The following is a 26345-nucleotide window of genomic DNA, read 5'->3' as shown; positions in this document are numbered from 1 at the left end:
CCCTGCCTCACAAGAGATGGTTAACCACGTCTGTTTAACGTGCGTTGGTCCCCGGCTTCCTAAAAACCCATGCCGGGCCCTGAGGGAAAGACGCCCATATGCCGTTGAAGCTGTCGCTCAAGCCGGGCGAGAAATTCGTCCTGAACGGAGCCGTCGTCCAGAACGGCGACCGTCGGGGCGTGCTCATCCTTCAGAACAAGGCCAGCGTCCTGCGCGAGAAGGACATCATGCAGCAGGCGGAGGCCACGACGCCCGCCAAGCGCATCTATTTCCCCGTCATGATGATGTACCTGGACGAGGCTTCGGCCCCCAAGGTCTATGACGAGTTCGCGCGCCGCCTGACCGAGTTCATGGGCGCCTCGCGCAATCCGGACGTCCTGTCCGAATGCGTCGCGGCGTCGCGGCACGTCATGGCCCGGGAATACTACAAGGCCCTGATGTCGGCCCGCAAACTGGTGGATTACGAGGAAGGTCTGGCGAATGTCGCTTCAGGCATACAAGACCGCAGCCACGCGGGCTGAATCCCCTCGCGAGGCGGAATACCGGCTGTTCGGGCAGGTCACCCGGGCGCTCATGCACGCCTCGACGGTGGATCCGTCCGACGTGAAGACCCGCATCGAGGCGCTGGACTGGAACCGGCGCCTGTGGTCGGCGCTGGCCACCGATTGCTCGGACCCCGGCAACGCCATGGCCATGGGCCTGCGCGCCCAGATCATCTCGATCAGCCTGTTCGTCGGCCGTCACTCGTCGGAGATCATGCGCGGCGACAATGATTTCGAGACCCTGATCGAGATCAACAAATCCATCATGCAGGGCCTCGCCGGCCCCGGCCAGCAGGCGGCCTGACCCACAAATTCTCCCTCCGCGTCCGGGGGAGGGTGGCTGAGCCGCAGGCGAAGCCGGGTGGGGAGGGCTAGGCGAAGCAGCGCCAGTCTCGCCCGGCCGCCCCCACCCTGTCGTCGTTGCGCGCCGACATCCCTCCCCGGGCGGGGAGGGAGAACGTTCGCATACTCCTCGCCGGGCCCGGCCAATTCTGCCCACCGGCAGTCCCTGCGCGACTTCCTTCCAATAAATTCAACTGGTTATCCCGGCCCGATCCTTGCGTGGGCGTGCGCGAACCAGAACCGGTTCTAGGGCCAGAAGGCCCTTCACAACCGACCAGAATGGAAGGAACTACCCGATGGTTATGTCGGTCAACACCAACGTGGGCGCTCAAGTGGCGCTCCAGAACCTGAACGCGACCAACGCCCAGCTGGCGACGACGCAGAGCCGCATCAACACCGGCCTGAAGATTTCGTCGGCGAAGGACAACGGGGCCATCTGGGCTATCGCCCAGGGCCAACGTGCCGACATCGGTGCGCTGAACGCGGTGAAACAGTCCCTCGATCGTGGCGTCGCCGCGACCGATGTGGCCATGGCGGCGGGCGAGACGGTCTCCGACCTCTTGCTGCAGATGAAGGAGAAAGCTCTCGCGGCGACTGACAAGTCGCTCAAGACCGCGGCCCGCGCCGCCCTGAACGAGGACTTCAAGGCCCTTCGTGACCAGATCGCCTCTGTGACCAACAACGCCACCTTCAACGGGGTCAACCTGCTGGAGACCGGCGCGGACGGTTTCACGGCCCTGGCCAACGCCGAGGGCACCGCGACCCTCACGGTCCCGGCTGAAGTCATGGCTCTGGGCAGCACCACGGTTACGGTCACGACGACGCAATCGATCGACACCATGACCAAGGCGAACTCGGCCCTCACGGCCGTGAACGCCTCCATCGACAACGTTTCCGGCGCCCTGGCGCGTCTGGGCACCAAGTCGAAGGCGCTGACCACCCACCTGACGTTCGTCGGCAAGCTGTCGGACGCGCTGGAATCGGGGGTCGGTAATCTGGTCGACGCCGATCTGGCGAAGGAAAGCGCCAAGCTCCAGGCCCTGCAGACGAAGCAGCAGCTGGGGGTGCAGGCCCTGTCCATCGCCAACCAGACGCCGCAGCTGGTCCTGTCGCTGTTCCGCGGCTGATTTCACACCAGGTTCTCGCAGGCGCCGGGGAGGGTCACCTCTCCGGCGTCTCGCGTTTCGGGCTCTAGGTGAACAGGCCCGTCAGGGCGTTCCACAGTTCCGCCGGCCAGCTCACCAGCCAGTCCCAGACCGGCAGCAAATAGGGGGCGACCCAGCCCCAGGCCAGCCAGATCACCACGCCCGCCGTCGCCACTAGGGCCACCGCGGCCCAGGCGATCAGCACGGCGATCCCGTCGCGCTGCAGCAGGCCGAAGCCGAACATCGACATGATGAAGGACGGGATGAAGTTTCCACCGGGGATCGGCAGCATCAGAACCGCCGCCAGCAGCACGATGGCCGCGCCGATCAGGATTTCCGACAGCTCACTGGTCATCACCGACAGGCGCGGACGGGCCAGCCGTTCGACCTTGCGCAGCGGGCTCAGCACCTTGGCCACCGCCTCGCGATAGGTGGCCCGCTCGATCGCCCGCGCCAGCAGCCAGCGCGGCATCCACAGCTGGTCGCGACGCGTCACCAGTTGCAGGCCGATCAGCAGCATCGGCGCGCCCAGCACCGTCGTCGTGCCGGGGACAGCGCCGAACACCATGTTCAGCAGGCCGAAGAACAGCAGCGTCGCGCCGAAACCGCGCTCCCCGAACGCATTGATCAGCTCGCCGATGTACAGCTTCGGGTCGTCCTTCAGCCCGATGTCCTCGATCACCTGCGAGAACGGGCGTGTGTCGGCCTGATAGTCGTAGTCGGGCATCGGCTGACGGGCGTTCCGGGGGGAGAAGCGGCGGGAAGGTCTGATCTAGGCGCGGCTCTGCCGTTACGCCACTTAAGAAACGTCCATGCGACATCGCGGGTTCAGAAGAGGTGGCCGAACCAGCGCAGTCCGTGCTCCACCGCCGCCACGATCAGGGCCCAGGCCAGGAACAGGACCGCCACGGTCGCGCCGGTCAGCAGCCAGCCGATCAGCACCGCCAGCCCGTCCCTCTGCATCACCCCCAGCGAGAAAAAGCCGATCGCGACCGCGGGCAACAGGTTGCCGCCCCAGATCGGCAGCACCAGCACGACCGACAGGAACAGGCAGGCCAGTCCGATCAGGCCCTGACCCAACCCTCCGGTCAGGATGTAAAGCCGCGGCCGCGCCAGCCGTTCGGTGAAGTGCAGGGGTTTGAGAAGCCGCCGGCTCAGCTTGCGGAAGGTCTGTCGGTTGACCGACGCCCGTCCGGCCCAGCCCGGAATCCACAGCGTGTCCCGCCCCAGCGCCAACTCCATTGACAGAAGCACCAGCGGCGCGCCCGTGAGCGTCGTCCCGCCCGGCGGCCAGGGCAGCATGTTGATCAGGGCGAAGAAGAACATCACCGGCCCGAAGGCCCGGTCTCCGAACGCCTCGACGATCTCGCCCAGCGTCAGTCTGGACCCGTCGCGCGCGCCCAGCATCTCCACCACGTCCGAAAACGCGCGCGGCCGCCCGGTCGAGGTTTCGGTCAGGGTCATGGGGCGAAGCTAGGAGCGTCGCCCGGGCGCGTCGACCCGCTTCGCCTGACATGCGTCGTCAGGACTTCACGTGCTCCGGCTTTCCCTTGCGCTTCGTGTGCGCAAGGTCTTCCAGCTGCGTCTCGGTCATCGACTCGGCCATCGATTTCGATGCGCCCTTCAGCTTCGACTTCGGCGTGTCGCCGCGCTTGGCGCTCAGGGCGGCGCCGGCGGCCTTCTGCTGGGCGGCGGATTTTGCGGGCATCGGGCGCTCCTTCTGATCGCAGAACCGGAGCGCCGGCCCGGGGTTCCAGTCCGTTAGCCATACCCGTCAAGCGAGGGTTTATCTCCGTTTGCCACAACTCCCGGCGGTCATGGGGGAAGCGGCATGAAACTGATCACCTTGGGCGCGCTGGTTTTCGGCGGCACCCTGATCGTGGCGACTCCGGTCGCGGTGTTCGGCCTTCCGTCCACCGTGACCTTCAGCCCCCTGAAGCCCAACCCGGACATCCCCACTTTCGCCGAGGCCGTCGCCGCGTCGAATGATGTCCAGGCCGACGAGGGGGAGGGCGCCGCCGGCCGCAACGAGATTCGCCGCGCCGTCATCCAGCGCGCCCGGGCCCTGCGCGCCGCACCCTGCAACGCCGGCGCAAAGACGGCCTATCTCGCTGCCGTCTCCGCCTACAGCGTGGCCAAGATGGAGGCCGTTCGGGCGGGCGAGGAGGATCAGTGGCAGACGGCGCTGGACGACCAGTTCGGCCAGGTCACGGACCAGCAGGTCATGGACGGCTTCGTGACCATGCGCGAATCCGGTCAGGCGATGATGGCCGGCGCGCGCCAGGGCTGGCTGGGCCGCATGGTGCGCAACAACGATGAGGCCGGCGCGTCCGACTGGGACGAGCCCAGCGCCTGTGAACGCCAGCAGGCCGGAGAGGTGCTGCCGCCGCTCAAGCTGGAGCACCCCCACGCCCGGCCCCGGCCGGCGCCGGTGTCGAGCGAGCGCGAAAATCAGGCGACCCTGCTCCGGGTCGCGCGGGAAGCCGCCAACAACGCCCTCGACAAGGACCCGTGCTCGGCGGACGGACGCCGGGCAATGCTTTCGGGGCTGAGCTATTATTATGAAATGCGCCACAGCCGCCGGAGCTTCTGGCCGAAAGACGCCGGACCCGACCGCTACATCGACGGGCGGGTCACCTCCCTGATCCGGCGGGGCAAGCTTCAGCACAGCGAACTGCCGCGCTGGGTGGCGCTGGCGGCGCCGGGCGTGGCCGCGACCTCCGGCGTGGCCGGGCCGGTCTGCCGCGACGGTCGCTAGGGCGAAATCCTCAGCGATGACGCGAGCGTGACGGAGCCAATCCCGCGCGCCGCCGGTTCGGTTATGCCCAGCTTCCGACCCCCTGATCGCCTTTTGCGGGAACGGCTCGTGGCTTTCGTCATTGAACCTTTGCCGGCGAGTGGACCGGCAAGTGAGGGAAACAAGACATGCGGACCATGATCCTGATCTCGGGAGCGCTCGCGCTCGGCCTGGCGGCGTGCGGCCAGGGTGGCGGTGAAGCGAAGACGGATGCGGCAGGAGGCGGTGCGCCGTCGGCGGCCGAAATGCTGAACGGTCCCAAGCCCGGGCTCTGGAGAGTGACCACCGAAATGTCCGGCATGCCCGCCGGCGCCCCGGCCATGGCGCCGGTCGAGACCTGCATCCAGACCGCCAGCTTCGAGGCCCCGGCCGGCAATCAGGCGCCCGGCGCCGAATGCACCAACCAGCCCTTCACCCGCGACGGCGACGCCATGGTCTCCAGCTCGACCTGCACCGTCCAGGGCATCAAGGCCGACAGCACCATCCGCGTCACCGGCGACTTCAACAGCCGCTATGTGATGACGGTCAACACGAAGATGGACCCGGCTCCGGCCCCGAACATGGCCGAGACCACCGTCACCATGACGGGCGAACGCCTGGGCGACTGTCCGGCCGCCTGATCGCGGACGGCCTGACGCCAAAGGAAAGGCCCGCCCCGGTCATCCGGAGCGGGCCTTTTTCATGCCGACCGGGACGATCAGCCCAGCAGTTCGCGTCCGATCAGGAAGCGCCGGATTTCGTTGGTGCCCGCGCCGATGTCGTACAGCTTGGCGTCGCGGACCAGCCGCTCGACCGGCCACTCCTTGGTGTAGCCGGCGCCGCCCAGGGCCTGCACGGCCTCCAGCGAGACCTTCACCGCATTCTCGGACGCCAGCAGGATCGCCCCCGCCGCGTCATAGCGGGTGGTCTTGCCCGCATCGCAGGCGCGCGCCACGGCATAGACGTAGGTCCGGGCGCTGTTCAGGGCCACGTACATATCGGCCACCTTGGCCTGCATCAGCTGGAAGCTGCCGATGGCCTTGCCGAACTGCTTGCGGTCGCGGACATAGGGCAGAACCACGTCCAGCGCCGCCTGCATGATCCCCAGCGGGCCGCCCGACAGCACGGTGCGCTCATAGTCCAGGCCGCTCATCAGGACCCCGGCGCCGCCGCCGACCGGACCCATGACGTTCTCTTCCGGAACCTCGCAGTCCTCGAACACCAGCTCGGCCGTGTCCGAGCCGCGCATGCCCATCTTGTCCAGCTTCTTGGAGACCGAAAACCCCTTCATCCCCTTCTCGATCAGGAAGGTGGTGACCCCGCCATTGCCTTCGCCGGTGCGGGCATAGACGACCAGGGTGTCGGCGGTGGGGGAGTTGGTGATCCAGAATTTCGTGCCGTTCAGGACGTAGCGGTCGCCCTTCTTCTCGGCGCGGGTGCGCATCGACATCACGTCCGAGCCCGACCCGGCCTCCGACATGGCCAGGGACCCCAGATGCTCGCCCAAGATCAGCTTGGGCAGGTATTTCTGCTTCTGCTCCGGGGTGCCCCAGCGGCGGATCTGGTTGACGCACAGGTTCGAGTGGGCGCCGTAGCTCAGGCCGATCGAGGCCGAGGCGCGCGAGACTTCCTCCATCGCCACGACGTGCTCGAGGTAGCCCATGCCCAGGCCGCCGTACTCTTCCTCGACGGTGATCCCGTGCAGGCCCAGCTCGCCCATCTCGGGCCACAGGTCGCGGGCGAACTCGTTCTTTTCGTCGATCTCGGCGGCGCGCGGCGCCAGCCGGTCGGCGGCCCAGCGGGCGGTGACGTCGCGGATGGCGTCAGCGTTTTCGCCGAGGCCGAATTCCATGGATTGGGGCGCGAAGGGAATGCTCATGCACGGCGAGGTAGCCCATTCCTCCCCCAAGCGAAAGCGTAGGGGGAGGGGGACCGTCCGACGCCGCAGGCGGCGGAGGGTGGAGGGGCTATTTCGACGACGCGGTCATAGCGAGACCGCCGGGCCAAGGTCGATCTAACCCGCGTCGCCGTCCCGCTTCGCCGCCTTGCGGTACAGGTTCCAGGCCGAAACCCCCACGCAGACCGCCGCGATCAGGGCCAGCACCCAGGCGATCATCGTGAAATCATTCAGCGGCGACTGGTCGGTCATCGCCTTGCGGAAGGCGGCGGCCGAGGCGGCGCAGGCGAACAGGCCCAGACCGCCCATGATCATGTAGGGGCCGGTCTCGATCCAGTCGAAGCGCCGCGGCGTCGCCGGCTCGACCTCGTGACGCAGCACGGACAGCGGCAGGTCGTCATCGAACAGGACGGTTTCGGTCGCGTCCGCCTCATCACCCGCGCGCTGTTCCGGCGCCCAGACCTCGCGGCCCGGCTCCTGGAAGTCCGCCTCCACCGCCGGGGTCAGTTCCAGCGGCGGGAAGGGGGAGGGCGCGGGCGCCGACACGAACAGGGGCGGCGGGGCGTCGGCGGCCGTGGTGAAGACGGGGATCTGCACCGGCGGCGGGACCAGCGCGACCGGGGCTTCGACCTCGGCCGCTTCCGTCTGCGCGGAGGCAGGTGCTTCCGGCTCGGGCTGCGCCTCCGGCTCCGGCTCCGCGCTCGGGAAGCCGGGCAGCGGGCCGGCCATCGAGACGGCATAGGCCGAGTATCGCTGAAGCTGGGCCGCAACGAGCGGCGACGGGGCGGGCGCGGACTCTGGCTCGGGCGTGGCCTCGTCTACGGGCTCCGGCGCGGGCTCCGGGGTCGACTCTACCTCGGGCGCGACCACAGGCTCCGCCTCGGGCGCGACGACAATCGGCTCGGCCGTTTCAGCCACGACCGCCGGCTCCGCCTCGACCGTTTCCGGCTCGTGCGGCTCGCCCAGCAGGGTCGCCACGGCGGCGGCGCGGCTCAGGTTCGGAATGATGACCGGCGCGGGCTCTTCCACCACGGCTTCGGCAGGCGCCTCGACCGGCGTCTCGACCGGAGGAGGGGGCAGGGGCGCGGCCAGCAGGTCGGACAGGGTCACCGGCGCGGACGGATCCGCCACGAACAGCGCCCGCTCCGCCGCCCGGCGACGCAGGGCCGCATCGGCCGCCAGCGTCTCGGGCCAGCCGATCAGTGCGTCCGCCGCCTGTCCGGCCTGGCCTTCATTGAGCCGTTTCAGCACGTCCGAGGCCAGGAAGCGGTCCACGCCCACCGACACTGCGAAACTGGCCAAGGCGTCGAACTGGTGCGCGTTCAGCTCGGCCTCGACCTGTTCGTTCAGCGCCTTCACGACCGGCAGCAGGTCGTACTGCAGCAGCAGTTCGGCGTCCGCCTCGCCCACCGTCAGCCCCTCGCGGGCCGAGGCGGTGTGGCCATAGCCGATCACCCAGCGCCCGTCGTCGCGCTGCACGGCGCGCGGCCGGAAGCTCTCGAAGCTCTTGATGAGCACGATCCCCGCGCGGGAGACCTTCAGACGGGGCCTGTTCGTATCAAGCACAGGGGTGTGTTCCAGATCGGGACGGACGCATTCGCTTACGGGGAGAACCCGCAAGAGCCGCGCCGCTCGATCCTCGTCAGAGCAGGACGAGGGTCGCGAGGCCCAGGAAGATCAGGAAACCGAAGAAGTCTGTCGTCGCTGTGACGAAGACGGCCGAGGACACCGCCGGGTCGAATTTGAACTTCGACAGGGTCAGGGGTGTCAGCACCCCCACCGAGGCCGCGACCAGCAGGTTCAGCACCATGGCCGCCCCGATGACCAGACCGATCTTCCAGTCCTCGTCGCGGAACCAGAAGGCCGTCGCCAGCCCGATCAGCGGCGCCAGCACCAGCCCATTGGCCAGTCCCACCACCAGCTCGCGCCAGAAGGTGCGCGGGGCGTTCGAGCTGTTCAGCTCGCGGGTCGCCAGCGCGCGCACGGTCACGGTCAGGGCCTGCGTCCCCGCATTGCCGCCGATGGCCGACACGATGGGCATCAGCACCGCCAGCGCGACGATCGCCTGGATGGTCCCCTCGAACCAGCCGATGACGCTGGCGCCAAGGGTGGCCGTCGCCAGATTGATCGCCAGCCAGGGCACCCGGCTGCGCACGATCTCCGGCACGGACGAGCCGCGGTCCTCGTCGGCCACGCCGGCCAGACGCAGGATGTCCTCGCGGTTCTCCTCCTGGATGATGTTGACGATGTCATCGACGGTGATCTGCCCGACCAGCCGGCCCGCCGAGTCGATGACCGGCGCCGAGATCAGGTGATATTTCTCGAAGATGTAGGCGACCTCTTCCTGGTCCTGGTCGACGGTGATCTCGTTCACCGGCTCCATGATGTCCAGCAGGGTCGTCGCGCGCGGGCTGCGCAGCAGCTGGCTCACCGCCACCCCGCCGATCGGCCGGTTCACCGGATCGACCACATAGATGTCGAAGAACAGCTCGGGCAGTTCCTCGCCCTGCTTGCGGATGTGGTCGATGGTGTCGCCGACGTTCCAGAACTGCGGCGCGGCCATCACCTCGCGCTGCATCAGACGGCCGGCGGAGTCCTCCTCATAGCCCAGCGAGCTTTCGATCGCCGCGCGATCAACCTCGGGCATGGCGGCCAGCACCTTCTCGCGCTGGTCGTCCTCCAGATCCTCCACGACCGCCGCGGCGTCGTCCGAATCCAGCTCCTGCAGGGCCTCGGCCAGCGTCCCGTGCGGCACGCGCTCCAGCACCTCTTCGCGGATGCCGTCGTCCAGCTCGGGCAGGGTCTCGGCCAGCAGCTCCGGCGGCAGCCACAGGGTCACCACCGACCGGTGCTCGGCGGTCAGGAAGCCCATCAGGTCGGCTACGTCGGCGGGGTGCAGGTCTTCCAGCAGCGACCGCAGCTTCAGTCCGTCGCCGTCATCGGCGGCGTCGACCACCTTGGCCACGAAGGCGGGCGTCAGGACATAGTCGTCGTCCAGCGCGATGTGTTCGATGTCGTCTTCAGGCGCATGGGGGGCAGTTGCGGTATCGCTCACGCTGCGGCCTCCCTCGTTGTCCCAAACCAGCCTTAGCCGATGATTCGCCTTGATAAGTCAGGCGCTGGCAGGAGCGCCCGGTGGATCATTGTCTGTCCACCATGGGCTGGCCACGGTCAAGATGACCGGAGCCGTTTCCGGCCGAAAGCGTCAATGTCAGGGGAGACCGGAAGTCACGCCGATAAAGCAGGGCCGGATCGGCGTGACTTTCGAGAGGGTCCGGCGTCGCAGGGTCTCCCGCTTCGCCTCATTCCGATGGTTCGTCCTGCCCGGCCAGAAGACCGAGGAAGGATGGTGCGGTCGAGAAGACTCGAACTTCCACGGGTTGCCCCACAGCGACCTCAACGCTGCGCGTCTACCAATTCCGCCACGACCGCTCGCATCGGAGGGCGGCTGATAGCGGAGGTCGCGGGGAAAGGGAAGGGGGGATGAGGCGGCGAATGTTAAACCGCTACGCCGCGCCAGCCATGAAGTCGTAAACGTCTGCCGGTCGGGTCACCGTAATGGCGATCCTGTCCTCGCGAATTTCGATTTCGCCGCGCGCCACCGGATGGTTGTTGGCCAAAATCCACACTTCATCATGTTCAGAAGCGTCGAGGGGGATGACGGCCCCCCGGCCCATTTTCAGCAGCTGGCTCATGGGCAGCACGGAGCGCCCCAGGACGACCGAGATCTCGACATCGACGGATTCGATCTGGCTCACGGGGGACTCTGATACTGAAGGTGATACGGCGGAGTGGTCTTGCATGGGGCTCCTGATCCCCACATTGGAGCCATCATGCTTTCCCAGTCCTTAAGCGCCAGCTCAGCGAAACTCCTGCGTGCCGACGGCAAACCCGTCGAATGGGCGGTCTCGTCCGGCTATGTCGACTACCCCGAGGCCGTCGCCGCCATGGAGGCCCGCGCCGCCGCCATCGCCGCCGGTGAGGCGAACGAGCTGATCTGGCTGCTGGAGCATCCGCCCCTCTACACGGCGGGGGTCTCCTCGAAGGACGAGGACCTGCTCGACGCCGGCCGCTTCCCGGTCCACCGCTCGGGGCGCGGCGGCCAGTTCACCTACCACGGCCCCGGCCAGCGGGTGGCCTATGTGATGCTGGACCTGAACGCGCGCGGCAAGGACGTCCGCGCCCTCGTCCGAGGCCTCGAACAGTGGATCATCGGCGCCCTCAATGAGTTCAACGTCCCCGCCGATGTGCGCGAGGGCCGCGTCGGCGTCTGGGTCGAACGCAAGGGGCCGGGCTGGAGCCGCGAGGACAAGATCGCCGCCATCGGCGTCAAGGTCCGCAAATGGGTCAGCTTCCACGGCATCAGCCTGAACGTCGAACCCGACCTCACCCACTTCGGCGGCATCGTCCCCTGCGGCATCCAGGAACACGGCGTCACCAGCCTGGTCGATCTCGGCGTCCCGGCGACGATGGACGAAGCCGACGAAGCCCTGAAGGTCAGCTTCCGCCGGGTGTTCGGGGACGTGCAGGCGGGGTCGGCGCCGGCCTGAACCCCGGTCCCGGGTTCCCGCCGGACGGCAGGAACCCTTGGTCCCGGTCCCTAGACCCGAACGCCGACGACATCCGCCGCCAGACGGCCCAGCCGGTCCATGTCATCGTCGGACAGCCTGACGTTCAGCGCCGCCACATTCTCCTCCAAGCGGGTCCGGCGACGCGTGCCGGGGATGGGGATGGCCGTCACGCCCAGGCGATGCGCCTGACCATGGAGCCAGCCGAGCGCGACCTGCGCCGGGGTGACGCCGATCTCCGCTGCAATCGCCTCCACGGTCTTCACAAGCTGGGCGTTCCGATCCGCAGTTTCGGTCGCGAAGCGCGGGAAGTGGTGGCGCGCGTCATCCGAGGACAGGGCGGCGGTGAAGTTGCTGGCCGTCAATAGGCCGCGGCCCAGCGGCGCGAATGGCACGATCGCCACCCCCAGTTCGGCGGCCAGCGGCGCGACCTCGGCCTCGATGTCCCGGCTGAACAGCGACCATTCGGACTGCAGGGCGGCGATGGGATGGATGGCGTGGGCCTCGCGCAGTTCGTCCGCGCTCACCTCGGACAGGCCCAGGGTCCTTACCTTTCCAGCCTTCACCAGTTCCGCCATTGCGCCCACCGACTCCGCCAGTGGAGTCTCCTGATCGCGCCGGTGCATGTAGTAGAGGTCGATCACCTCGGCGCCGAGGCGCTGCAGCGAGTTGTCGACCGCCTGACGAATGAACTCGGGACGGTTGCTCAGGCCCCAGTCGTTCGGGTTCTCCGGCGTGCGCACATAGCCGAACTTCGTCGCGATGAAGGCCCGCCCACGGGCGTGACGCAGGGCTTCGCCAAGGAAGCGCTCATTGTCGCCCAGACCATACATGTCGGCCGTATCGAACAGGGTGACGCCGAGCTCGAGAGCGCGGTCCAGCGTCGCCCGGGCCTCTGCATCGTCGGTCTGGCCATAGAATTCACTCATGCCCATACAGCCTAGGCCCTGGGCGCCGACCAGCGGTCCGTCCTTGCCGAGCCGGACCTGCGAAATGGGGAAAGTTGGGTTCGTCATCGGGGTCTCCTGAAACATGACGAACGGGTCTATAAGTCTGGACCATGGTCCATGGTCAAGGAGGTGGTCTTGCTGATTTCCGAGTTCGCGCGCGCGGCGGGTCTGTCGCCGGATACGGTGCGCTTCTACGTGGCCAAGGGCCTTCTCATCCCTGAGCGAAGCAGCAAGGGCGGGGGTAATCCGTACCAGATCTTCTCGGCCGAAGACCTGACCACTGCGCGGATGATCCGCCTGCAACAGTCGCTGGGCTATTCGCTGCGGGAGATCGGAAGCCTGAACGCCGAATACCGCGCGGGCGGCGGCGGCGACCAACGCACGGCGGAGGTCCTGCGTCTGCAGATCGCGCGCCTTCTCGAGAAGCGGAGCGAGCTCGACGCCGCGCTCGGCTTCCTGCAGGGCAAGCTCGCCTGGGTGGAGGCGGGACGCCCCGGCGACGTCCCGCAGCTTGAAGACTACCTCTGCTGATCCGCTGACGCCCTCATCCGGCGCAGCCCCTCCTGCCGCGAGACCACCGGCGCATAGCCCAGCTCGGTCCGCGCCCTGGAAATGTCCAGCGTCACCTCCACCGCCGAGGCGGCGAAGCCCTGCAGGGTCAGGGGCACGGGCTTGCGCCCGCCGGTCAGAGTTCCGGCCAGATCGCCCACGGCCGCCACGGCCCGCACCACCGCGCGCGGAACCGTCTTCTCCGGCGCGGGAACACCCTGTGTCTCCAGCAAGGCGCTGATCATCGTCCGGAAGGCGACGGGTTCGCCGTCCGACAGGAAATAGACCTCGCCGCCACGACCCCGCCGCAGGGCCAGATCGATCCCGTGGCACAGGTTTTCGATGTGGGTGGTCGAGGTCCGGTAGCCGCCGCCGTCGATCCAGGCCAGCTGACCGGACCGCGCCGCCTCGACCAGTTGGGGCAGGGCGGTGGTGTCGTCCTCTCCCCAGACGAAGCGGGGCCTCACCACCATGACAGCCAGCCCCCCGCCGTTCAGGGCCAGGGCGTTCCGTTCGGCGGCGATCTTGCTGCGCGAATAGGCGCCGGCCGGACGACGCGGGAAGGGCGTTTCCTCCGTCACTCCGCACAGAGGGCGGCCGTCGGCGAGGACGGATTCCGTGCTCAGATGGACGGCGCGCGTCACCCCCGCCGCGCGGGCGGCGGCGAAGGTCCGGCGCGTCCCGTCGGCGTTGGTCCGCATCTGGGCGGCGCTACCGTGGCCGTGGTCCGTATCAGCGGCGGCGTGGATCAGGGCGTCGCAGCCGACCATGGCCTCGGTCAGATCATCGATCAGCAGGTCGCCGATCACCGGGACGGCGCCCATCGCCAACGCTTTCGCGGCGGCCTCGGGCGTGCGGACCAGCGCGACCAATTCCACATCTTGGCGGGTGAAGAAGCGGATCAGGTTGCGCCCGACATAACCGCCGGCGCCGGTCAGGAAGAGGCGCGTCGGGCGTGCGTGTTCGGTCGCCGCCGCGAAGGCGGCGTCGGGGTGCGGGGTCGTCATGGTGCTATCCTTTGGGGAAGGGGTGTTGAGGCGGGGGACGCTGCCGCTCAGGGCGCGGGGTCAGTCTCCGCCAGCCATTCGATCTCGGTGATGATCCGGCTTCGGTCGGCGTCGTTGAACCGGTGGAAGTCCAGGATTTCGAGGAATTTCAGCCCTTCCACGGCCAGATAGGCCAGCAGGGCGCCGCGCGGAGCCTTCGAGGTCTGCAGAATGCGGTCGATCACCTCGGCCTGGTTCGCCTGCATCTTGGCGCGCAGGCCGGGATCCAGAATCAGGGCCGCGCTCAGGTTCAGCGCCACCGGGCGGAAGTCCTCGGGCGGGGCCTCGGCGGCGCCGCGAATCCGGCTGCGGATGGTCGGGCTGTCGTCCGGCCGCGCCTCGGCCTCCAGCGCCGCGTGATGGGCCTTGTCCGCCGCGAAGGCGCGGTCGACGACGGCCTCGATCAGCGCCTGCTTGGACTTGAAGTCGTACAGCACCGTGGCCTTGCCGACGCCCGCCTCCCGCGCGACCGCGTCCAGCGTCAGATGGGCTGCGCCGTCCCGCGCCACCACCCGTTCGGCGGCGTCGAGAATGAGCGTCTGATCAATGAGGCGTTTTCGGCCCATCTTCAAATCCATTTATAACCGACCGGTCGGTTATAAACGATGCGGCCTCCGATGTAAACTCGCCCTCAGGCGCCGGCCTCACCCGCGCCAGTTCGTCCGGGGCGAAGTCGTCCACCGCGACCACCGCCGCCACGGCGTCGTCCGCCGCCTTCAGACGCTCCACATCCGCCGCCGTCAGCACGCCCTTCGCCAGCGCGTCGTCGCGGTCGCGGATGCGGGCCCGCTTCATCGCGTCGTGCAGGGGCTGGGTGTCGACCACCAGGCCGAAGGCCGTCTCCAGCCGTCCGACCGCCTCGTCGCCGATATAGACGTTCTCGGTGAGCCGGTCCCGCGTCGGCGACGGCTCCATGATCAGGCGGGCGCAGGCGCGCACCGTCGTGTCGCGCGGCCCCGACCGGATCACGCCGAACGGCAGGGTCAGCACCCGCAGCAGCCAGGCCGCCGGGCGGTTGGGGAAGTTGTCGAGGATCTCCTTCAACCGCCGCTCGATGGTCAGGAAGCCGTCGGCCATCACATAGTCCAGCAGCGGCCGGTCCGCCGCCTGCTGGCCCTCGTCCTCCCAGCGCTTCAGCGCCGCGCTCATCAGATACAGCTCCGACAGGATGTCGCCGAACCGCGCCGACAGCATTTCCTGCCGCTTCAGCGATCCGCCCATGGTCAGCAGGGCCATGTCCGAGGCCAGGGCGAAGGCCGCCGCATAGCGGCCCATCCGCCGGTAGTGCCGCCGCGCCGGGCTGGACGCCGGGGCCGCGCCGAAGGCCCCGTCGCTCCAGGCGCTGACGAAGGCGCGGCGCGCCGTCCTCAGGCTGTGCACCACATGGGTCCAGAAGACGGCGTCGAACGTCGCCAGCCCGCGGTTCACATCCTCGTCCGCCAGCGCCCCCATCTCCTTCAGGATGAAGGGATGGGCCCGGATCGCCCCCTGACCGAAGACGATCAGGCTGCGGGTCAGGATGTTGGCACCCTCGACCGTGATCCCCACGGGCACCGAGCGATAGAAGCCGCCCAGATAGTTGTTCGGCCCGTCGATCACCGCCTTGCCGGCGTGGACGTCCATGGCGTCATTGGCGGCGGTCCGCATCCGCTCGGTCGCGCCGTGCTTCATGATGGCCGAGATGACCGACGGATGGTGGCCCAGCGCCAGTCCCGAACAGGTCAGCCGCCGCGCCGCGTCCAGCAGATACGCGTTGGCGGCGATGCGGGCGAGCCGCTCCTGCACCCCCTCGAACTCGCCGATGGGAATGCGGAACTGCTGGCGCACCCGGGCATAGGCGCCGGTGGTCCGGGCCGCCAGCGCCGCCCCCGCCGCCGACAGGGAGGGCAGGGAGATGCCGCGTCCCGCCGCCAGCGCGGCGTTCAGCATCATCCAGCCCTGACCGATCCGCTCCGGCCCGCCCAGAATGGCGTCCAGCGGCAGGAAGACGTCATGGCCCTCGTTCGGCCCGTTCAGGAAGGCCTGCATGGCCGGGATGTGCCGCCGCCCGATCTCCACCCCCGGGGTGTCGGTCGGGATCAGGGCGACGGTGATGCCCAGATCCTCCTCGCCGCCCAGCAGGCCGTCCGGATCGCGCAGCTTGAACGCGAGCCCCAGCACCGTCGCGATCGGGCCCAGGGTGATGTAGCGCTTGCGCCAGCTCAGCCGCATCCCCAGCACCTTTCGGCCCTGATACTCGCCCTCGCAGACCACGCCCTCGTCGGTCATGGAGGCGGCGTCCGAGCCCGCTTCCGGACTGGTCAGGCCGAAGGCCGGAATGTCCTGTCCATTGGCCAGTCGCGGCAGCCAGCGCTCCCGCTGCGCCTCCGTGCCGAACTTCATCAGCAGCTCGCCCGGCCCCAGCGAGTTGGGCACCATCACCGTCACCGCGGCGGTCACCGACCGGCTGGAAATCTTCCGCACCACCTCCGAATGGGCGTAGGGCGAGAACTCCAGCCCGCCATAGGCTTTCGGAATGATCATCCCGAGGAATTTGCCCCGCTTGATGAAGGCCCAGACCTCATCGGACAGGTCCATGTCCTCCCAGTTGATCTTCCAGTCGTCCAGCATCCCGCACAGGGTCTCGACCGGTCCGTCGAGGAAGGCCTGCTCCTCTGCCGTCAGGGTCGCGGGCGGCACGTCCAGCAGGGCGTCCCAGTCGGGCGCCCCGGTGAACAGCTCGGCGTCCCACCACACATCCCCCGCCTCGATCGCCTCCGCCTCGGTCGCCGACATCTCGGGCAGGACGCTCTTGGCCCAGGCATAGAGGGGGCGGGACAGGGTTTGGCGGCGCAGGTCGGTCGGGGTCATCATCACTCCGGATACAGGGTCGGAGGGACAACGATCCGGGGCAGGGGAGGGTTCAGGGGCGCGTCTCGTCGCCGCTGTCCGGCTTTCGCCTGCCCCGCCAAAGCAGCGCCGCGACCGCCGTCAGAACCCCGAGCCCCGCGCCGCCCAGCAGGGCGCGATACAGGACCGGGACGTCATCCCCTTCGCTCTCGCCGCCACGCGCTTCCACGAAGGGCGGGTGCGGGAGAGTTTCCGGGGCCGGCGCCGGGGGCGCGAGAGGATCAGGCTTGGGCTGCGGCGGATCGGGCGGAAAGGGTGGCTTTCCAGCCAGCACCCGCAGCACCGCAAGCGACATCCGGTCCCCGCTCTCGAACATGAAGGCGCCGGAGCAGCCCCGCCGCAGCACCATGAAGCGCGCCCCGGACATTGAAATATGGTTCAGCTCCCGCAGGCCGATCAGATAGCGCCCGTCCGGCATTTCGTCCGGGTAGCCATAGGTGGCGGCATCCCATTCCACGCGGAAACGGCGCGGCGCCTCGCCGGCGGCGACCCGCTCCACGGTCACGTCGAAATAGGCGCCGTCGACACGCGGCATGTTGCGCCCGATTTCGGGGTCGCGCGCGGTCATCTCGCGGATCCACCGACGATGACTGTCGCTCAGTGTGCGGCGATAGCCGCTGACCTCTCCGATCACGACCGTATCCGCGTAGCGGATATGTTCGACCTGTAGCGGGGTGTGCACCACGCACGCCTGCGCCGTCATCGGCGCGGCGACACAGGCGAGGCTGAGGGCCAGAACCGCCGGGGCATGCCGCATTCAGGTCCGCCTTCCGCGAGAGAGGCGGGCAGGGTGGCGGGAAAAGCCTGACAACCGGTTTCTCCCGCCGGTCAGACTCAGGCGGCCGGAATCCGCGCGATCACCTTGATCTCGAAGTCGAACCCGGCCAGCCAGGTCACGCCCACGGCGGTCCAGTTCGGATAGGGCTTGGTCTCGAACACCCGGTTCTTCACCGCCATCACGGTCTTGAGCTGGGCCTCCGGATCGGTGTGGAAGGTGGTCATGTCGACGATGTCGTCCAACGTCGCGCCCGCCGCGCCCAGCACCGCCTTCAGGTTCTCGAACGCCCGCTCGACCTGGCCTTCAAAGGTCGGCTCGGGCGAGCCGTCCTCGCGGCTGCCCACCTGTCCGGAAACGAACAGCAGGTCGCCCGACCGGATGGCGGCGGAATAGCCGTGCTTCTCGTACAGGGCGTGGCGGTTGGGCGGGAAGACGGCAGTGCGGGTCATGGGGGGCTCTCGTATTTGCTCGGGGGGCGGAACGCGCTTAGATACGTCCCGTATGTGAATACGTATGACATACGCCGCGTATGTCAATGGAGACGAGTCATGGTCGGTCGGCGGTCACGGGCGGAAATGATCGAGGACACCCGGGCGAAGCTGATCGCCGCGGGGCGCAAGGCGTTCGCCCGGCAGGGCTATGCCGCCGCCTCGATGGACGAGCTGACGGCGACGGCGGGGCTGACCCGCGGCGCCCTCTATCACCACTTCGGCGACAAGCGCGGCCTGCTGCAGGCGGTGGTGGACCAGATCGACACCGAAATGGCCCTGGCCGCCCGCGACGCCGCCGCCTCGGCCCCTACGCCCTGGGACCGGCTGCTGCTGGAGGGCGAGGCCTATATCGAGATGGCCCTGCGGCCCGAGGTCCAGCGCATCGTCCTGCTGGACGGCCCGGCGGTGCTCGGCGACCCCTCCCGCTGGCCCAGCCAGCATGGCTGCCTGCAGGCCACCGTCCAGGCGCTGGAGGAACTGATCGCCGAGGGCGTGGTGGTCCCGGTCGATACCGAGGCCGCCGCCCGCCTGCTCAACGGCGCCGCCCTCAATGCCGCCCTCTGGGTCGCCGGCGAGCCCGACCCGCAGGCCGTCCTCCCGCGCGCCATCGAGGCCTTCCGCATCCTCGCCGGAGGCTTCCGGGCCCGGGGCCGGCCGGTATAGGGTCGGACGACCTTCCTCCCCCGAAAGGCCTCCCCATGCCCAAGCCGACGAAGAAGACCCTGCCCAAGGACTTCCGCGACCGGCTCGAGGCCGGCGACCTCGAGGCCCTCAAGGCCGTGTTCGACGGCTGCCTGCTCGAGGCGCGCGGCGGCTCCTCGAAACAGACCGCCCTGGCCTTCAATGACGCGCTCGAGGCCCTGATCCGCTGGCTGGTCGGGCAGGGGGCGGATGTGGAGGCGCGGGATGCGTATCAGCGCACGCCGCTGCACGCCCACGCCGGAAGCTGGAACGGCAAGGTCGCCCTGCTGCTCGAACTGGGCGCCGATCCCCATGCGGTGGACTATCAGGGCGACACCCCGCTGCACGTCGCCGCCAAGGCCGGCCGGGATGAGGCCGTGCGCGCCCTGCTGGCGGCCGGCGCGAGAGCCGGTGCGCTGAACAGGGCGCAGATGACCCCGCTGGCGGCCGGGCTGCAGCAATGCAGCAACATCCAGATCGAGGCGATGGCCGACATCGCCGAACAGCTTCTGGGCGCCGCCCCGTCCGCCCCGCCGAAGCCCGCCGGGCTGGGCGGCCTGCTGAAACGCGTCTTCCCCGCGCGTGGAACCGCTGTGGCGGACCTGACGAAGCTGCAAGGCTACGTCACCCGGATCGGCGAGAATTTCGAGTTCCACCGCGCCCGCTTCAATCCCGAGTTTCTCGACGCCACCAGCGCCGCGCTGGACCGCCTCTATGTCCTGTTCGACACCCCGCCGGTCCCGCGCCGGGTGATGCACGACGGCCGCTCGCCCATCGTCGCCACCGGCAAGCGCTGGCAGGACCGTCAGTCCGAGCTGTGGGAGCTGCTGGTCCCCTCCGGCGGCCCCGCCGCGACCGTCCAGGGCGAGGTCATCCGCATCGCCGGCCGCATCGCCGACGAGATCGACCGCAACGGCGGCGCCAACTGGGACGCCGACTTCCGCGCCATGGGCCAGGCCTTCCTCAGCCACATCGCCTCGGGCGCGCCCCTGCCGCAGGCCGATCAGACCCGCGCCGCCGAGCTGATCCTCCGCGCCCGCACCCTCGACGGCGTGGGCGAGGGACTGTGCGAGCTGTCGGTCGAATGGGTGCGGCTGAACCCCGATCCGGTTCCGCTGCCGACGCCGGACTACGGTCGCTGAGGCGCGTCGGCGCGGATCGTCCGGGGGCAGGCCCGCGCGTCCGGTTCCGCCGCCGCCGGCCCCCGCCCGCAGGTAGAGCCCTTGCATCCGGTCGATCCATACGCTCAAGCTTCACCATTCAGGTGATGTGGCGTGGAGTGACGGGATGCTCAGGGTTCTGGTCGCGGCGGGGCTCCTGCTGATCGCATCGGCGCAGACGGCAATTGCCGCCCCGGCGCCGTCGCCCGACCCGGCCTTCCAGCAGTCGCTGGAGCGGCTGGCGGCGGACCTGACCATCCCGGGGCTCGCCTATGCGGTGGTCGAGCGCGGCGTGGTGACGACGACCGGCGCCGTCGCCGGGCCGGGCGATGCGCCGCTGGATGCCGACACGCCCCTGCGCTTCGCCTCGGTCACCAAGGCCCTGGCCGGGGTGCTGCTGATGCAGGCGGTCGAGCGCGGCGAACTGGATCTGGACGCCCCGGCCTCCCGCTGGATTCCGGCCCTGTCCGACCGGCCGGACATCACCGTCCGTCATCTGGCCGCCCATGTCTCCGAGGGCGTTCCGGGCACGGCCTTCGTCTATGGCACGACCCGCTATTCGAGGCTGGGAGCGGTGGTCGCGGCGACCCATGGGCAGGACAGTTTCGCCGACGCCCTGCGCGCGGGCATTGTCGAGCCCGCCGGCATGACCTGGCGTGACAGTCCCCACCTCGGCGCCCATGCGGGCTTCGTCTCCACTGTGTCGGACATGGGCCGCTTCGTCGCCGCCCTGCAGACCGGCCGGCTGGTCCGCCGCGACACCTTCGACCGTCTGGTCCAGCCCTATGTGACCGCCGCCGGCGTCCCCCAGCCCGTCGGCCTCGGCTGGTTCGCCCAGCCGATCGGCGGCGCGCAGGTCGTCTGGAGCTTCGGTCAGGACGACCCCGACCATTCCAGCGCCCTTGTCCTGATGCTGCCGGACCGCGATCTGGCGCTGGTCCTGCTGGCCAACACCGACGAACTGTCCAACCCCTTCCGCCTGCTCAGCGGCGATGTGCGGACCTCGCCCTTCGCCACCGCCTTCCTCGACGCCTACGCCCCGGACGTCGCCGCCGGGATCACCGCCCGCGACCGCCGCGTGCAGGACCTGCTGGTCGCCGCCTGGGCCGAGGACCTGCCCCGCGCCGAGGCGGCCCTGACCGACATCCGCGCCATGGGGCCGCCGTCCGGCGACGACTTCGCCCTGCACTATGTCGCCTCGCATCTGAACGGGCCCGAGACCGCGGACTTCTTCGCCGGGGTGGATCAGGCGATGCGCGCCGCCCATCCCACGGATCGCTGGGTCCTGCTCTTCTCCGCCGAGCTCAACGCCGCCTCGGGGCGCACCCCGGACGCGATCCAGACCTACGAAGCCCTGCTGGCCCTGCCCAATCAGGAGGCGGACGGCCTGTGGCGGCTGTTCCGGGCATGGAGCTATCGCGGTCTGGCCGATCTGGTCGCCCCGACAGACCCGGTCCGGGCGCTGACCTATGTCGATCAGGGCCTCGAGACCGGCGTGCGCGGCGAAACCCGCGAACAACTCGAGCAACTGCGCGGAACCCTGTCCGCAACGCGCTAACCACACGCGAAAGTTGACAATCTGGCCGTGAGTGCCGACCGTGCCCGTACAGTGTGGTGGCTGTACAGGAGACGCTTATGACCCGGATCGCGGTCGTGGATGATGACCATGAGGTCCTGGACTTCATGGCGACGGTGCTGGGACAGGCCGGGCATGACGTGGTCAAGGCCCACGACGGCCTGTCCACCCTCGCCCTGGTCGAGCAGTACAACATCGACCTGATGGTCCTCGACATCCTGATGCCGAACCGGGACGGGCTGGAGACCATCATGACCCTCCGGCGGGACGGGAAGACCTTCCCGATCCTGGCCATCTCCGCTGGCGGCATGCTGGACGGGGGCTATCTGCTGCAGACCGCCAAAACCTTCGGCGCCGAGGCGACCCTGCTCAAGCCGTTCACGGCGGAGACGCTGACCCGCCAGGTCGAAAGCCTGCTGACGGCCGCCTGAGACACGTCGGTCAGGCGACATTGTCGGGCAATTGTTGGCCAAAAACAGGCGCTTTTTCTTTGCGGCTCCGCTGAAACCCGACTCGGTGTTTCGGCCTTCTCTTCGCATGCCGCCGCTCAAGCCCCCGTCTGAAGTCCGCGCCGAACTCTCGGAACTGATCGCCGCCGCGATCGCCGAGACGGATGACACGCGCCGTCAGGGGCTGCTGGTCCTGGCCGACCACTGGTCCGCCATCCTGCGCCGCCGCAAGGCCGCCGAGGAGGAGGGCGGCGGGATGCAGGCCGGGATCTGACGCTTGGCCCCGGATGGAACAGCGGCGTCTTCTGTCGGTTAACGGACACATGTCCCATGACGCCCGAACGCCCGATCAACTCGCCGAGGAAGCCGCCCTTCACGCCGTCTGGCGTCGGCGTTTCCATCACGAGGTCCGCATTGCCGACCATACGGGTATCCTGACCCGCATCCTGCTCGACAACGGGGTGCCACAGGAGACCATCGACCGGGCCATCACCGACGAACGGGCACGGCGCGGTCTGGACTGACCAACTGAACGCACCGCGAGCCCGACGCGCGGGCGTCGGGCTCGACAGGCTTCGGCCGGAGCGACGGGGGCGGTCGTCCGGCCAAAGTACACACGCTTACTCGGGGGCGTAGGCCTCATTGGTCTGGCCCTGGCCCTGACGGCGCGGGCCGTTCGAGGCCGTCGGCGCGGGCGAGGCGGCGGGGCTGGCGGCGGCGGGGCTGGCGGCCGCCGGGGCCGGGGTGCGCTGCGACGCAGCCGAGCCGGTCAGGCCACCGGTCAGGCCGCCGTTGCTGACGCCGGCCGAGCCGCTGACATTGCCCGAGGCGTCCCGTCCGGCGACGCTGGCCGAACCCGAGACATCGCCCTGGCCGCCGGCCGAAGCGGAATTCGCGGTCGAGCCGACCGTCGAGACGGCCGCATCTCCGGTGGCGCGACCCCGTTCGGCGGCCGCGGCGGCGGTGCGTTCGGCCCGGGCGCGGACCCGCTCGGCGCGGCGTTCGGCGTTGGCGCGGGCGCGTTCGGTGCGGGCGACGGCGCTGTCGACGCGGTCACGGGCGAAGTCGCTGTCCAGTCCACTGTTCAGCCCACCGGTCAGGCCGCCCGAACCGGCGCCGTTCAGCGAACCGCCGATCCCGCCGACCGAGCCTCCGATCGACCCGCCCAGATTGCCGCCCAGTCCGCCCGCGATCTGGGCGTTGGCGGCGCCGGCGGTCAGGGTCAGGGCGAAGGCGGCGGCGGTGATCATCAGGGTCTTGCGCATCGTATCTCTCCTGCGAAAGGTCCGGGCGAAATCGCCCTCGCAGGGTCCAACGACGGTTCGGTCCGGATTCATCCCGGCCCTTCAGAAAAGTTCTGAAAAAAGTTCAGCGGGCCAGCTGGCCCCGCGCCCCGACCGCCGCCGGAGCGGTTCTCAGCGCCGTCCCGACCACGCCCCGGCCATAGACCGGATCGGTTCCCGCCGCGCCCGCGTCCGTCGCCGTCCGGGCCAGCGCCTCCACATCCCCGCCGTTCCTTACCAGCAGTCCGGCCACCAGAGGCGCGGCGAACGAGGCGCCCCTGACATTGACCCAGCCCCGGCCTCCCGCCGCGGCCATGTCGGCGCCCGGGGCGGCGAAGTCGACCTGCGGCCCGCGCCCGGCCTCGGGCAGCACCCGGTTGCGCCCATTCACCGCCGTCACCCCGATCACCCCCGGATAGCTGGCCGGGAACAGGGGCGGGGCGGCGGGGCCGTCATTGCCCACCGCCGCCACCACCGTCATCCCCCGCTGGCGGGCGCGGGCCACGGCGGTCTCGACCAGCGCATTGCGCGGCCCGACCAGGCTGATGTTGACCACCCGCACATTCTGTCCCGACAGCCAGCTCAGCGCCTGCGCCACCGCCGTCGCCGATCCGCCCGTCGAGGCCCCGCCATAGACATCCGCCGCATACAGGCCGGCTCCCGGCGCGGCGCTGTGAAAGCCCTGCGCCCGCCCGACCAGCAGCGAGGCCACCGCCGTCCCGTGCGGGGCGGGCCACGCCGCGCCGACGAAGCCCCGCGTCTGCACGCTCGCCCCCGCCAGCGCCGGATGGGTCGCGTCCACGCCCGTGTCTATCAGTCCGATCCTCAGCCCGCCGCCCTGCATCGGAAGGGGCGCCGGCGTCCCGGCCCCTCCCGTCGTCGCGGTCGTCGCCCCGCCGATCTCTCCGCCCATCTCCCCGGCAGGCGCATGCACATGGTTGAAGGCGTAGTCGCCCTGCGGATCCAGCGCCTCCAGCCGCGCCATCGCCCGGGCCAGCGACAGACGCCGGGGCGGGGCCAGCACCGTCGTGGTCAGGTCCAGCTCGTCGAGCCTTTCCTCGCGCACCACGGTGAAGCCCTCGGCCAGCGCCGCCTCGCGCGCGGCCGGGCTTATCGCCACCGCCACGATCTCGGCCCTGACGGCGGGCCAGCCGTCCGGAGCCAGTTCCAGCGCCCCATCCGAGCGCCGCACCAGATCGCGGAAGCGGGACGGCGCCTCCACCGCCGCGCCCAGCCGGTCGCGCACCTGTCCGCCCAGCCGCTCCACCTCTCCGGGCAGGCGCCCGGGCAGGTCGCCGATGCCGTCCGGCAGGGAGGGCAGTTGTCCGCCGCCCGGCAGGCCGACGACCTGCGCCTGCGCGGGCGCCGCCAGACCGGCTCCGGACAAGGCCGCGCCGCACAGCATCAGGATCAGGAAACGGGGCTTCATCGGTGCCTCCAACGCATCAATCGAATGAAAGGCCATTGGCGATGGCCCGACAATGGATGAAACGTCAGGGCCGGGACGTTTCATCCCGCATGACCGGAGTTTGCCCTTGGACGACTTTCAGACGGAGCTGGTGCAGTTGTTGCCCCGCCTGCGCCGGTTCGCGCGCGCCGTCTCCCGCTCCGACGCCGACGCGCAGGACCTGGTCCAGGCCACGGTCGAGCGGGCGCTGGTCAAGCGTTCCGGCTGGACGCCCGGCACGCGTCTGGACAGCTGGGCCTTCACCATCATGAGACGCCTCCACATCGACGACGCCCGGTCGAAGACGCGCTGGGGCAAGGTCCTGACGCCGGAGGACGAATTCACCCCCAATGTCGCGGACGCGGCCCAGGCGGGCGAGGCCCTGCGCGCCGACGCCCTGGCGGTGCAGGCCGCCGTGCGCGCCCTGCCGGACGACCAGCGACTGGCCGTGGCCCTGGTCCTCATCGACGGCCTGTCCTACGCCGAGGCCGCCGCCGTGCTGGGCGTCCCGGCGGGCACCCTGACCAGTCGTCTGGTGCGTGGCCGCCAGACCCTTCTCCAGACCCTGGCCGAACAGGGAGTGACCGCATGACCCCCCAAGAAAATTCGTTCGACGATGAAACCCTGATGCGCCGCGTCGACGGCGAGCTGACGCCCGAACAGGGCGCGGCCATCGACGCCGCCGCCGCGACCGATCCGGTGCTGGCGGATCGTCTCGCGGCCCTGCGCGGCCTGCGCACCCTGACGCGCGAGGCCTTCCCGGCGCAGGCCGACCCCCGTGACGACGCCCTGGCCGTCCTGATCGCGGGTCCGCCCGTCGCCGCCGGCGCCCCCTCATGGACCGCCCGTCTCAAGGCCGCCTTCGCCCCGTCGCTCCTGCCCGTCTGGGCCGCCGGCGCCGCCGCCGCCTTCGTGCTGGGCTTGATGGTCGGCGGTCCCGGCAGCTCCACCGGCTTCGTGGTCGGGCCGCAGGGCCAGATCGCCGACGCGACCCTGACCCGCGTGCTGGACCAACGGCTGGCCGGGCAGGGCGCCGATGCGGACGGCCGCGCCGTCGGCCTGACCTTCCGGGATGATCAGGGCCGCTGGTGCCGCACCTTCAGCGCAGGCGACGCCGGGGTCGCTGGTCTGGCCTGCCGTCAGGACGACCGCTGGGCCGTTCAGGCGCTGGCGCCCTTCACCGCCACTGGCCCCGACGCCATCCGCACCGCCTCCGCCGACATCCCGGCGCCGGTTCTCGCTGCGGTGGACGCCGCCCAGGCCGGGGACGTTCTGGATGCCGCCGCCGAGGCGCGGGCGCGGGACGCGGGCTGGCGCTGAGGGCCGGCAAAGCTTTGCCTTACAGGCATTTAACTGGCCGCCCGCATCGACGCCCGGCACAACCGGATCAGCCCCGGCATTCGGGGATGTGCCTGTGGAGTGAAGCGTATGCGTATCGGTGGACTGGTGATGGCGGCGGCCCTGACGGGGATCGGCCTGACGGGGTGCGCGACGGCCCGCTATCCGACGATGACCGGCCCGTCCCCGACCGAACTGGCCGGCATGACCTGCGCCCAGTTGGCCGCGGAACAGGCCGTCGTGGATCGCACCGAGCGTCAGATCGCCGAGATCGCCGCCAACGGCCGCGCCGCCGACGGTTCCAGCCCGGTCCTGTATTCGACGGCCCGCGCCGACGCCGACCGCGCCATCCAGACCCGTCGCGCCGCCCTGTCCGAGGCCGCCGCCGCCCGGGGCTGTTCGCGCTGAGCCATCCTAATCTGTTCGGCCAGGGCCTTG

General features: G+C 69.6%; 31 protein-coding genes and 1 tRNA gene. 16 read left to right on the top strand and 16 right to left on the bottom strand.

The genetic code is table 11. From position 1 onward, the window contains the following. Window positions 1-98 precede the first annotated feature (98 nt). The 3 genes from flbT (at window position 99) to ACFQQC_RS10065 (ending at window position 2011) form a co-directional block, all read left to right on the top strand. A complete protein-coding gene (gene flbT, locus ACFQQC_RS10075) occupies window positions 99-521 on the top strand; it encodes a flagellar biosynthesis repressor FlbT (RefSeq protein WP_376862248.1) in 423 nt (140 codons plus the stop codon). After that, window positions 481-846, top strand: coding sequence for a flagellar biosynthesis regulator FlaF (gene flaF / locus ACFQQC_RS10070; RefSeq protein ID WP_376862246.1), 366 nt, complete (start codon window positions 481-483; stop codon window positions 844-846). The genes flbT and flaF overlap by 41 nt, the downstream gene beginning before the upstream one ends. 334 nt (window positions 847-1180) lie before the next feature. After that, the gene (locus tag ACFQQC_RS10065) at window positions 1181-2011 is read left to right on the top strand and encodes a flagellin (RefSeq protein WP_376862244.1); all 831 of its coding nucleotides are present in this window, start codon (window positions 1181-1183) and stop codon (window positions 2009-2011) included. Between the two features lie 64 nt (window positions 2012-2075). Here ACFQQC_RS10065 and ACFQQC_RS10060 read toward each other — a convergent pair whose 3' ends face one another. The 3 genes from ACFQQC_RS10060 to ACFQQC_RS10050 all read right to left on the bottom strand — a co-directional run bounded on the left by ACFQQC_RS10060 (window position 2076) and on the right by ACFQQC_RS10050 (window position 3737). Further along, window positions 2076-2756 (bottom strand): exopolysaccharide biosynthesis protein, encoded by a 681-nt coding sequence (locus ACFQQC_RS10060; RefSeq protein WP_376862242.1) that lies wholly within the window; start codon window positions 2754-2756, stop codon window positions 2076-2078. Between the two features lie 101 nt (window positions 2757-2857). Beyond that, window positions 2858-3493, bottom strand: a complete 636-nt coding sequence (locus ACFQQC_RS10055; protein WP_376862240.1) for an exopolysaccharide biosynthesis protein — start codon at window positions 3491-3493, stop codon at window positions 2858-2860. A gap of 58 nt (window positions 3494-3551) precedes the next feature. Then, window positions 3552-3737: a DUF3008 family protein gene (locus ACFQQC_RS10050; protein WP_376862238.1), complete on the bottom strand. Its 186-nt coding sequence runs from the start codon at window positions 3735-3737 to the stop codon at window positions 3552-3554. A 123-nt stretch (window positions 3738-3860) separates the two neighbouring features. On the opposite strand from ACFQQC_RS10050, the gene ACFQQC_RS10045 reads away from it, so the two are divergent. After that, a complete protein-coding gene (locus ACFQQC_RS10045; RefSeq protein WP_376862236.1) occupies window positions 3861-4787 on the top strand; it encodes a hypothetical protein in 927 nt (308 codons plus the stop codon). Window positions 4788-4954: 167 nt separating this feature from the next. Beyond that, entirely contained in the window at window positions 4955-5446 is a 492-nt protein-coding gene (locus ACFQQC_RS10040) for a DUF3617 domain-containing protein (RefSeq protein ID WP_376862234.1), read from the top strand. Window positions 5447-5523: 77 nt separating this feature from the next. On the opposite strand, the gene ACFQQC_RS10035 is transcribed toward ACFQQC_RS10040, so the two are convergent. From ACFQQC_RS10035 to ACFQQC_RS10015, 5 genes are all read right to left on the bottom strand, one after another. Next, entirely contained in the window at window positions 5524-6684 is a 1161-nt protein-coding gene (locus ACFQQC_RS10035) for an isovaleryl-CoA dehydrogenase (RefSeq protein ID WP_376862232.1), read from the bottom strand. A gap of 135 nt (window positions 6685-6819) precedes the next feature. Beyond that, window positions 6820-8268 carry a glycoside hydrolase family protein gene (locus ACFQQC_RS10030; protein ID WP_376862230.1) on the bottom strand — a complete coding sequence of 483 codons (1449 nt, stop codon included), beginning with the start codon at window positions 8266-8268 and terminating at the stop codon, window positions 6820-6822. A gap of 76 nt (window positions 8269-8344) precedes the next feature. Further along, window positions 8345-9757: a magnesium transporter gene (gene mgtE / locus ACFQQC_RS10025; protein ID WP_376862228.1), complete on the bottom strand. Its 1413-nt coding sequence runs from the start codon at window positions 9755-9757 to the stop codon at window positions 8345-8347. A gap of 292 nt (window positions 9758-10049) precedes the next feature. Continuing rightward, a tRNA-Leu gene (locus tag ACFQQC_RS10020) sits at window positions 10050-10134 on the bottom strand. A gap of 74 nt (window positions 10135-10208) precedes the next feature. Beyond that, window positions 10209-10505: a FliM/FliN family flagellar motor switch protein gene (locus tag ACFQQC_RS10015; protein WP_376862226.1), complete on the bottom strand. Its 297-nt coding sequence runs from the start codon at window positions 10503-10505 to the stop codon at window positions 10209-10211. Window positions 10506-10535: 30 nt separating this feature from the next. Here ACFQQC_RS10015 and lipB point away from each other — a divergent pair, with 30 nt between their 5' ends. Next, on the top strand, window positions 10536-11252 hold the full coding sequence (gene lipB / locus ACFQQC_RS10010; protein WP_376862224.1) for a lipoyl(octanoyl) transferase LipB: 717 nt from the start codon (window positions 10536-10538) through the stop codon (window positions 11250-11252). Between the two features lie 50 nt (window positions 11253-11302). On the opposite strand, the gene ACFQQC_RS10005 is transcribed toward lipB, so the two are convergent. After that, window positions 11303-12286 (bottom strand): aldo/keto reductase, encoded by a 984-nt coding sequence (locus ACFQQC_RS10005; protein WP_376862222.1) that lies wholly within the window; start codon window positions 12284-12286, stop codon window positions 11303-11305. A gap of 51 nt (window positions 12287-12337) precedes the next feature. Here ACFQQC_RS10005 and ACFQQC_RS10000 point away from each other — a divergent pair, with 51 nt between their 5' ends. Next, window positions 12338-12751: a MerR family transcriptional regulator gene (locus ACFQQC_RS10000; protein ID WP_376862220.1), complete on the top strand. Its 414-nt coding sequence runs from the start codon at window positions 12338-12340 to the stop codon at window positions 12749-12751. Here ACFQQC_RS10000 and ACFQQC_RS09995 read toward each other — a convergent pair. The 5 genes from ACFQQC_RS09995 to ACFQQC_RS09975 form a co-directional block, all read right to left on the bottom strand. Continuing rightward, window positions 12739-13776, bottom strand: a complete 1038-nt coding sequence (locus ACFQQC_RS09995; RefSeq protein WP_376862218.1) for an NAD-dependent epimerase/dehydratase family protein — start codon at window positions 13774-13776, stop codon at window positions 12739-12741. The two genes, ACFQQC_RS10000 and ACFQQC_RS09995, sit on opposite strands and share 13 nt — an antisense overlap. 47 nt (window positions 13777-13823) lie before the next feature. Beyond that, a complete protein-coding gene (locus ACFQQC_RS09990; RefSeq protein ID WP_376862216.1) occupies window positions 13824-14381 on the bottom strand; it encodes a TetR/AcrR family transcriptional regulator in 558 nt (185 codons plus the stop codon). Then, the gene (locus tag ACFQQC_RS09985; RefSeq protein WP_376862214.1) at window positions 14359-16665 is read right to left on the bottom strand and encodes an acyl-CoA dehydrogenase; all 2307 of its coding nucleotides are present in this window, start codon (window positions 16663-16665) and stop codon (window positions 14359-14361) included. The genes ACFQQC_RS09990 and ACFQQC_RS09985 overlap by 23 nt, the downstream gene beginning before the upstream one ends. A gap of 52 nt (window positions 16666-16717) precedes the next feature. Next, window positions 16718-17461, bottom strand: a complete 744-nt coding sequence (locus ACFQQC_RS09980) for a hypothetical protein (protein ID WP_376862212.1) — start codon at window positions 17459-17461, stop codon at window positions 16718-16720. A 77-nt stretch (window positions 17462-17538) separates the two neighbouring features. After that, a complete protein-coding gene (locus ACFQQC_RS09975; protein ID WP_376862210.1) occupies window positions 17539-17931 on the bottom strand; it encodes a RidA family protein in 393 nt (130 codons plus the stop codon). Between the two features lie 99 nt (window positions 17932-18030). On the opposite strand from ACFQQC_RS09975, the gene ACFQQC_RS09970 reads away from it, so the two are divergent. The 6 genes from ACFQQC_RS09970 to ACFQQC_RS09945 all read left to right on the top strand — a co-directional run bounded on the left by ACFQQC_RS09970 (window position 18031) and on the right by ACFQQC_RS09945 (window position 22363). Then, entirely contained in the window at window positions 18031-18636 is a 606-nt protein-coding gene (locus ACFQQC_RS09970; RefSeq protein ID WP_376862208.1) for a TetR/AcrR family transcriptional regulator, read from the top strand. Between the two features lie 35 nt (window positions 18637-18671). Further along, the gene (locus tag ACFQQC_RS09965) at window positions 18672-19796 is read left to right on the top strand and encodes an ankyrin repeat domain-containing protein (RefSeq protein ID WP_376862206.1); all 1125 of its coding nucleotides are present in this window, start codon (window positions 18672-18674) and stop codon (window positions 19794-19796) included. 145 nt (window positions 19797-19941) lie between these two features. Beyond that, on the top strand, window positions 19942-21372 hold the full coding sequence (locus ACFQQC_RS09960) for a serine hydrolase domain-containing protein (protein ID WP_376862204.1): 1431 nt from the start codon (window positions 19942-19944) through the stop codon (window positions 21370-21372). Between the two features lie 77 nt (window positions 21373-21449). Then, window positions 21450-21821 (top strand): response regulator transcription factor, encoded by a 372-nt coding sequence (locus ACFQQC_RS09955; RefSeq protein ID WP_376862202.1) that lies wholly within the window; start codon window positions 21450-21452, stop codon window positions 21819-21821. Between the two features lie 106 nt (window positions 21822-21927). Continuing rightward, a complete protein-coding gene (locus tag ACFQQC_RS09950) occupies window positions 21928-22113 on the top strand; it encodes a hypothetical protein (protein ID WP_376862200.1) in 186 nt (61 codons plus the stop codon). A gap of 49 nt (window positions 22114-22162) precedes the next feature. Continuing rightward, window positions 22163-22363: a hypothetical protein gene (locus tag ACFQQC_RS09945; RefSeq protein WP_376862198.1), complete on the top strand. Its 201-nt coding sequence runs from the start codon at window positions 22163-22165 to the stop codon at window positions 22361-22363. 96 nt (window positions 22364-22459) lie between these two features. Here the strand turns inward: ACFQQC_RS09945 and ACFQQC_RS09940 are convergent, their stop codons facing one another. Next, the gene (locus ACFQQC_RS09940; protein ID WP_376862196.1) at window positions 22460-23104 is read right to left on the bottom strand and encodes a hypothetical protein; all 645 of its coding nucleotides are present in this window, start codon (window positions 23102-23104) and stop codon (window positions 22460-22462) included. Window positions 23105-23207: 103 nt separating this feature from the next. Beyond that, on the bottom strand, window positions 23208-24551 hold the full coding sequence (locus ACFQQC_RS09935; protein WP_376862194.1) for a S8 family serine peptidase: 1344 nt from the start codon (window positions 24549-24551) through the stop codon (window positions 23208-23210). Window positions 24552-24657: 106 nt separating this feature from the next. On the opposite strand from ACFQQC_RS09935, the gene ACFQQC_RS09930 reads away from it, so the two are divergent. The 3 genes from ACFQQC_RS09930 to ACFQQC_RS09920 all read left to right on the top strand — a co-directional run bounded on the left by ACFQQC_RS09930 (window position 24658) and on the right by ACFQQC_RS09920 (window position 26315). Beyond that, window positions 24658-25161 (top strand): RNA polymerase sigma factor, encoded by a 504-nt coding sequence (locus ACFQQC_RS09930; RefSeq protein WP_376862192.1) that lies wholly within the window; start codon window positions 24658-24660, stop codon window positions 25159-25161. Further along, the gene (locus ACFQQC_RS09925; RefSeq protein ID WP_376862190.1) at window positions 25158-25889 is read left to right on the top strand and encodes a hypothetical protein; all 732 of its coding nucleotides are present in this window, start codon (window positions 25158-25160) and stop codon (window positions 25887-25889) included. Before ACFQQC_RS09930 ends, ACFQQC_RS09925 begins: the two co-directional genes overlap by 4 nt. A gap of 108 nt (window positions 25890-25997) precedes the next feature. Then, on the top strand, window positions 25998-26315 hold the full coding sequence (locus ACFQQC_RS09920; protein ID WP_376862188.1) for a hypothetical protein: 318 nt from the start codon (window positions 25998-26000) through the stop codon (window positions 26313-26315). Window positions 26316-26345 lie beyond the last annotated feature (30 nt).

Source organism: Brevundimonas sp. GCM10030266, from assembly GCF_042666595.1.
In the GTDB taxonomy this organism is placed as follows: domain Bacteria; phylum Pseudomonadota; class Alphaproteobacteria; order Caulobacterales; family Caulobacteraceae; genus Brevundimonas.
Note: the sequence above shows the minus strand (reverse complement) of the source record. Positions and strands in the feature narration are given on the sequence as shown.